6 protein-coding genes are annotated in these 6,549 nt (G+C 62.2%); 4 read left to right on the forward strand and 2 right to left on the reverse strand.

Going from position 1 to position 6,549, the window contains the following annotated elements; genetic code table 11:
* Positions 1 to 62 precede the first annotated feature (62 nt).
* Positions 63 to 788 (forward strand): IS110 family RNA-guided transposase, encoded by a 726-nt coding sequence (locus N825_RS35300; protein ID WP_245613338.1) that lies wholly within the window; start codon positions 63 to 65, stop codon positions 786 to 788.
* Between the two features lie 588 nt (positions 789 to 1,376).
* Here N825_RS35300 and N825_RS35310 read toward each other — a convergent pair.
* Together N825_RS35310 and N825_RS35315 are read right to left on the reverse strand one after the other, a co-directional pair.
* Positions 1,377 to 1,934 carry an IS5/IS1182 family transposase gene (locus N825_RS35310; protein ID WP_037462181.1) on the reverse strand — a complete coding sequence of 186 codons (558 nt, stop codon included), beginning with the start codon at positions 1,932 to 1,934 and terminating at the stop codon, positions 1,377 to 1,379.
* A 24-nt stretch (positions 1,935 to 1,958) separates the two neighbouring features.
* Entirely contained in the window at positions 1,959 to 2,180 is a 222-nt protein-coding gene (locus tag N825_RS35315) for a hypothetical protein (protein WP_157619780.1), read from the reverse strand.
* A gap of 1,346 nt (positions 2,181 to 3,526) precedes the next feature.
* On the opposite strand from N825_RS35315, the gene N825_RS39540 reads away from it, so the two are divergent.
* From N825_RS39540 to N825_RS35325, 3 genes are all read left to right on the forward strand, one after another.
* Entirely contained in the window at positions 3,527 to 4,006 is a 480-nt protein-coding gene (locus tag N825_RS39540; protein ID WP_157619781.1) for a hypothetical protein, read from the forward strand.
* A gap of 105 nt (positions 4,007 to 4,111) precedes the next feature.
* Positions 4,112 to 4,813: a MobA/MobL family protein gene (locus N825_RS41135; protein ID WP_425423772.1), complete on the forward strand. Its 702-nt coding sequence runs from the start codon at positions 4,112 to 4,114 to the stop codon at positions 4,811 to 4,813.
* A complete protein-coding gene (locus tag N825_RS35325; RefSeq protein ID WP_157619782.1) occupies positions 4,704 to 6,545 on the forward strand; it encodes an SNF2-related protein in 1,842 nt (613 codons plus the stop codon). Before N825_RS41135 ends, N825_RS35325 begins: the two co-directional genes overlap by 110 nt.
* Positions 6,546 to 6,549 lie beyond the last annotated feature (4 nt).

Raw genomic sequence — 6,549 nt, forward strand, 5'->3', positions numbered from 1 at the left:
TCAGACCCGTCCGTGAATACCACAGAATTGCAAAGTGAACGGTATTGGGTCTGGCCCAGATTGTGCGCACCGGCTGGTACCGTGAGGTCGCGGTCAAAGGCTTGGATGGACAGCTGGTGCGTGCTCTGATCACAACGCGGGCCCAGCTGGTGGCTCAGCGGGTCGATCTCGGCAACCAGATCCGTGGACTGCTCAAGCCGTTCGGCCTGCTCGCCGGCAAGGGCGTCGGCAAGACCTTTGCCGAAAAGGTCCGCAGCCTGGTCCCCGAGGGTCCGGCGCATGATGTCACCGAAGCCCTGCTGAGAGCTTGGGAAGCCATCAACAAGGAGGTCGCCACGCTGAGCCGGCGTCTGGTCAGCGAGGCTCGCCAGGACGACACGGTGTGCCGGCTGATGACCGCGCCCGGCGTTGCCGTGCTGGTGGCACTGACCTATGTCAGCACGATCGGCGATCCCACCCGCTTCCCTCACTCCTCCAGCGTCGGCGCCTATGTCGGCCTGACGCCACGCCGCTTCCAGTCCGGTGAAACCGACCACACCGGCAGGATCTCGCGCTGCGGCGACCGGCTGACGCGCACCTACCTATATGAGGCGGCCGGCATCATCCTGAACCGGGTGTCACGTTGGTCAACGCTCAAGGCATGGGGCACCCGGCTGGCCCGGAAGATCGGCCACAAGAAGGCGACTGTTGCCGTGGCCCGCAAGCTTGCGGTCATTCTCCACCGGATGTGGCGTGACGGCACCGAGTTCCGCTGGTCGAACAAGGAGGCCGCCGTGACCGCCCCATAGTTCGACCGCGACAAGTTCCGCCTCGTTTGGGCGGAGAGCAGCTCTTGCCCGGACGAGGTGACGGCGATCGCGCGGGCATCGTTGCGGCTGTGGTCTCTGGATCGCAAGAACCGCTTATGTGACATTCCGACGCAGGCACTTCTGACACCATCATGGGGCGGCCCGTCTCGACCCCGGAGAGAACGCTGACCTGGTAAGCGCAGCTTCACACCAAACCTAGGCGCAGAAAACCTCACCAAGAGGACTTGATCCCCGGCCCGCAATAAGAGAACGATGCCTTGTAAGGTGGCCCGGACCGGCCGGGTACGATCGAAGCCAAGGCGCCGGAAGGACCGGTTGCCCTCATTCACGCATGAGGGTGTGGTGCTGGCCAGCTTCAGATTGCTGATCGCGACGGCGACCAATGATGCTCGGGCCATCTGCATCGCGGCGGCGTGGATGGCGTTCAGACGTCCAGGCGAACTTTACTACGATTATCCGATATCGCGGATGTTGGGCGACCTACTGTCAGAAGACGGTGCCGCCCGGATCCTGGTCGTGGCCAACGAATGCGCGACCTTGACCAGCTTCAGACGCTGTTCGTAGGTGTCAGGCACTGCCCCCCTCGATTACCAGGCGCCTCAGGCGCCTGGAGAGGATGGAAACGAAGGCGATCTCGATGAAAGCGACGAGGTGCTCCTCCGTCCGCTCGAAAATCGTGTTCAACCGACGATAATTGGCAATCCAGGCGAAGGAGCGTTCCACCACCCAGCAGATGCCGGTCGGAATGAACACACCATCACGGCCGCGAGCGACGGCCTTGATGGTGACACCCAGCTCCCGGCCCGCCTTGGCCAGACGCTTGTCCCGGTAGCCGAGGTCGCCCAGCGCTGATCCCCGGAAACCTTTGCTGGAGAGTTCGCGGAGCACCGGGATGATCCCTTTCGTATCATGCACGTTGGCTGGCGAGACGTCGATCGCCAGCGGGATGCCGTACTTGTCGACGCCCAGGTGAACCTTGCCGCCGTTGATCTTCTTGCCGCCGTCGAAGCCGCGCCCGAAGCAGCTCGGATCCGACCTGCAGGAACGGCTGTCAATGACGACAGCCGTCGGCTCCGCGGCATCACCGCAAGCCAGCCGCCAGGTTCGGCGCAGCCGGTCGAGCAACCGACGCCATAGCCCGAGCCGGGTTCAGCGAGAGAACAGGGTGAACAGCGTGCTGAATGGGATGTCGCATAGCTGCCCGATGGCGCGCCACCGCATGCCGCGGAAGCACGGACACCAGATCGCCATGATCGCCTTGCGCAACGCCGCTCCAGTCAACGGCGGCTTGGGCCCGGAGCGGGTCGACCGGGTACCATCCGCCGCCATGGCCGCGAGTTCCGCCAGCACGTCGTCCACAAAGGCGTCCACGTCGGCAAAGGCGTCCCAAGAGGCTGGAGACGTCTTTGCGGTATTGACGGCGGTGCCCATATGATGCTGGTCCAGTGATTGTTGACGACGGCCGCAGACATAGTCCGTCAGCCTCCAGCGCGCAGCACTCATTCACTTCAAAGTAGCATCCTGGTCAGCACTGGAAGGCACGTCCCGTCTGCGAACAGGTTCTGAACCTGAGATAGGTCAACCTTGAGGCTGTTTTTCCTCCCCTCCACCGCAGACCAGACGCCTTTATAATGGCGGAGATTTCTTCCCTCATGTATCAGCCAAACGCTCCCTTGTGACACTCGTTTCCATCTCCCTAACGACACCAAAATGCATGTCGGTCACAGCCTAATCCTCTTCCCCAGCGCACTCACTGATTATGCTCTCCGGGGAACGAAAAAAGTGCCGATATCGGCGGCTCAACGTCCGAAGATAGGTGGCGCAATTTCTCTCCCTCGCTCCGCGCACGCAGGTGCCCTACAGAAGCGGAAATTCCATCCCCATGTATCACCGGAATACCGTCTCAACCCGCTGTAGTTTTTTCCCTCCGAACAGAATGCATAACCCCTGGGATCCTTCTTCAAATTCATGCTAACTCCAGAAGCGCTCAAAATCCCCTGAAAAACTGCCTTCGGGTACATACGAAATTAGACAAACTATTGAAACAGAACAGAAATTTCTGATGAAAATTCCCCAGATACAGCAAAGTGCAGCACATATTTCCTGACCGGTAGTCCAAACGGCGCTCGTCTCTACTGCTGGAGAGGCAAAATCCCCTGGATTGACCAGCAGGGAGCACATCCAAAAACAGCCAAAATATTGAAATTAAATGTATATTCCGTTTTAAGATCCCCAAGTATTGGGTCGGTCGGGAGAGATTTTCATGAAAAGCGCGAACAGGCATATTCGCTGACCGCATTTTCCCCTGGAGTCGGGGGTGCCGAGGGAGTTTTCCATAGCATCGCGTTAGGGATAAATAATTAATCTAAAATGATTTTTCCGCTCCGCTTCTTGTGCAAACATCCCCCGGAACCGGTAGGTAAAGGGGAGGGAGTCAAAAACCCCATCCGCTTACATTAAGCCCGGAAAAATTCCCGAGAAATGTGATGAGTGAAGGGACGAGTATTTTGAGGGCGCAATAACCCAAATGCACTGCATTTGGGGGTTGCGCGGTTGCATTTCTGACGCTCAGCGCCTACAACGCACGTGAGTAGCCCTGGCAGGAGCCTCTTTTCGTAAATGCCTCCCTACAGACTTCGTGGCCAAAATGGTCTCCCGGCGGGCTCGCCCGCAGGCATCCGGACTCTGATTCCACGATCGTTTCGCAAAGCTTCGTCATGTCTGAAAAGTCGCGCAAAATAGAGGAACAACAGCTCGGATACGCCATCTTCGGAACAAGCAAAAAGCTGCGGCCAGAACCACAGACACGCACCTCCATCAGACATGCCACGGCACTGGCCCAGGCGATCAGCAAGGCGGCTGCAGGAGTTAAAAACGCCAAGGCCGCACAGGGCGAATCCGCCAGCAAGCTGGCACAGGTCTGGGCACTCCAGAAGGCACTGCTCCCGTCACTCGGTAAGAAAGGACGAGGGCAATACAAGGCCAACCTGAATGCCCTCAGCAAGCCAACGAGCGGGAGCTTCCAGAAGAGCGCTCCGGGCAAGCACGGCGCAGGAGAATCCGGCAAGAAAAGCGTCCCGACGTCGCGCCCTAAGATGAACTCGGGAGGGACCACCTTCCACTTCAAACACACGTTCGTTTCGCGGACAATGGAGGGATCGCGCGATCCCAATGCCCGGCGCGCCGGAACGGCGTAGGCACACCAGAGATACCTTAAGCGCAACGACGACCCGGAGCGGCAGGAGGGGAGCGTCCAGGCGCCGGCAGAGAGCCCGAACGACATCGACGGCGGAGCGGCCAGCATCAGTCAAAACGACACCGCACCGGCTGAAGCGTGCCAAGAGAACGGAACCGAAAGAGGCGTCGCGGGCAGGCCGCTTGAGGTCGGCAACACCGGCTCGAATTTTCAGGAACGCTACGACTTCTGGGAACGTGTCGAGCGCAACGAGCGTCAGGGGATCGAGCGGGGAGGGCGCATCCAGTGCCGCCTCGTAATCGAACTGCCGCACGAACTGACAGGCGACCAGAGGCTCGCCATTCTGCAGGACTTCGCCCGCCGGTTCGAGGAGCGTGGACTCCCCCATTACGGCGTCGTCCACAAACCCGACGAGAACAACGACAGCCGTAACTACCACGCTCACTTTGCCTACTACGTCCTGCCTTCCCGAAAGCTGGCGAACGGACAGTGGGACTTCGAGGATGCGGACACGCGGCAGAACGCTCAAGTGATGGAAGAGCGGCGTGGGGAGATGCCGCGGAGCCAGTGGCTGGTCCGCCAAGCGCTGTCGTCGACGCCCCAGGGGCTTGTCGATGGCGTCGCTTTGACCTGGAGTCGCCCGGGGCGTCCCAAAAACGCGGACGTCACTCCGGACCCTGACACTCCCCGACCTCGTGGTGCCGCTGCGAAACCTGACCTATCTCCCGATCGTCCTGGCCCGCCACCTCGAGCGCGAGAGTGGTGCCGGGTCGGGCGGCATCACGGTGAGACTGACCAGCACCGGTAAGATTCTGATCAGCTATCGGCGATACACGGCGTTTGGCGGCGTCGAGGTCTACGAGATGGCGCGGCGGCACAATGGCGGTTGGGGACGCCACACGCTTCAAGATGGCGTCGCCGAGGCCTGGGGGATGCTGATGCCGACCGCGCGCAAGGCCGAGGATGTCATCGACTGGGTGCGGCGGGAACAGGGCACGGTCCATGATGAGCGCCACCGCCCCTCCCTCATCCCGCTGGTGCGGGTTCGTCCGCTGATCAGGCGGATCGGTGACGAGGCGCGGGCCTGGAGCCTGGAGATCGACCTTTCCAAGGTCCGGCGACGCGGTGATCTCGAGGGCATGCACCGTTTCCTCTCGACGGCGTGGCGCTGGTCTCCGCCGGGGCTCGGCTGGTTCTCGGTTGAGGAGGTGCCGGATCTTCTGGTCAGCGGCGGTATCACGGCCGAGATGCTGGCCGAGATCCGGGAACGTCTGGCCCATCACGGCGCCGAGGTCAGGGAGGACCAGCCCTGGGGCATAGCCGAGGATGGCGTGACGGCGCGCCTCGACGCCCTCGGCCTGCTCCACACCATCACCGCCAACCGCCAGGACCGCCGCTGCCTCGCCCTGCCCGACAAGTGCCTGGCCCACGAATGGCCGGAGTGGAGGAGCCTGCTCGATGACCTCGACGTCGATTCCCGGGAGGAGCGCGCCAGCCACCACGCTCCGCCGGAAATCGACTGGTCGAGGGTCCCGGGATGGTCGGCCCCGGTCGCCAGTGGCAAGCTGCTCAGGGACTATCAGCGGGCCGGTATCGAGTTCATCGCCAGCCGCGGGTTCCGGGCGATGATCGGCGACGCGATGCGGGTCGGGAAAACCGCCCAGGCGATCGGCGCGGTCAACGCGCGCGGCTGTCGGCGGATCGTCGCCATCCTCCCCCGATCCGTGGTTCACGTGTGGAGGAGACAGATCGAGGAGTGGAGCCATCCCGGCGAGGAGCCGCGGATCATCGAGGTCCGCGGCTCGACCAATCCGCCGACACCCCGCGACCTGACGGGCGATCCGGAAGATGGTCGGGCGACCTGGGTCCTGGTCACCTACGACACGGTGACACCCAGATCGGAAAGCGTGACCCTCCGCTACCGTGAGGACCAACAGGAGGAGATCGAGGAGGTCTTCGCCACGGCTGGCGCCGCAGACGCCATCACGCGCGTCGACGCCGACAGCCTCAAGGTCACGCTCGACCCGGACGACGAGCCTCTGCTGCGGGCGGTCGAACAAGTGCGCTTCCCCACCTGGCTGCTGGAGGCGGAGAAGATCCGTTCCGCTCTGACGCGGGCCGGCGGGCAGGTCCGACGGGCGCTGACCCTCTGGGACCCGGATGGCGTCATCCTGGATGAGGCCTACCGGATCAAGAATCCCAAGTCGGCCCGGACCCGCACCGTCCGAGCCTTGATCCAGGCCCCACACCGCCTCGGCCTGTTGCTCAGCGGGACCCTGATCAGGAACCACTTCGACGTGGAGGGTCTGCCGATGCTGGAGGCCGTCGTGGCTCTTGACGACCACTACCACGCGGCCAGGCGGGCCGGCATCGACAAGACCGCCTTGGCCCAAACCCTGTTCAAGAAGTTCATGCTGCGCAGGAAATTGAGCGACGTGCGGGATCAACTGCCACCCAAGATCCGGGAGACTGTTGAAATCCCCCTGGGGGGGGTCTGTCAGATCTCAGGGCAGCTTGTTGGGAGCGGCGTTGCCGGATAGGTTC

The sequence above is a fragment of the Skermanella stibiiresistens SB22 genome, from assembly GCF_000576635.1.
Classification (GTDB): domain Bacteria; phylum Pseudomonadota; class Alphaproteobacteria; order Azospirillales; family Azospirillaceae; genus Skermanella; species Skermanella stibiiresistens.

What these genes read in the sequence shown, in the direction of transcription:
- N825_RS39540 (WP_157619781.1), top strand. Translation starts at nt 3,527, where the DNA reads ATGTCTGAAAAGTCGCGCAAAATAGAGGAACAACAGCTCGGATACGCC.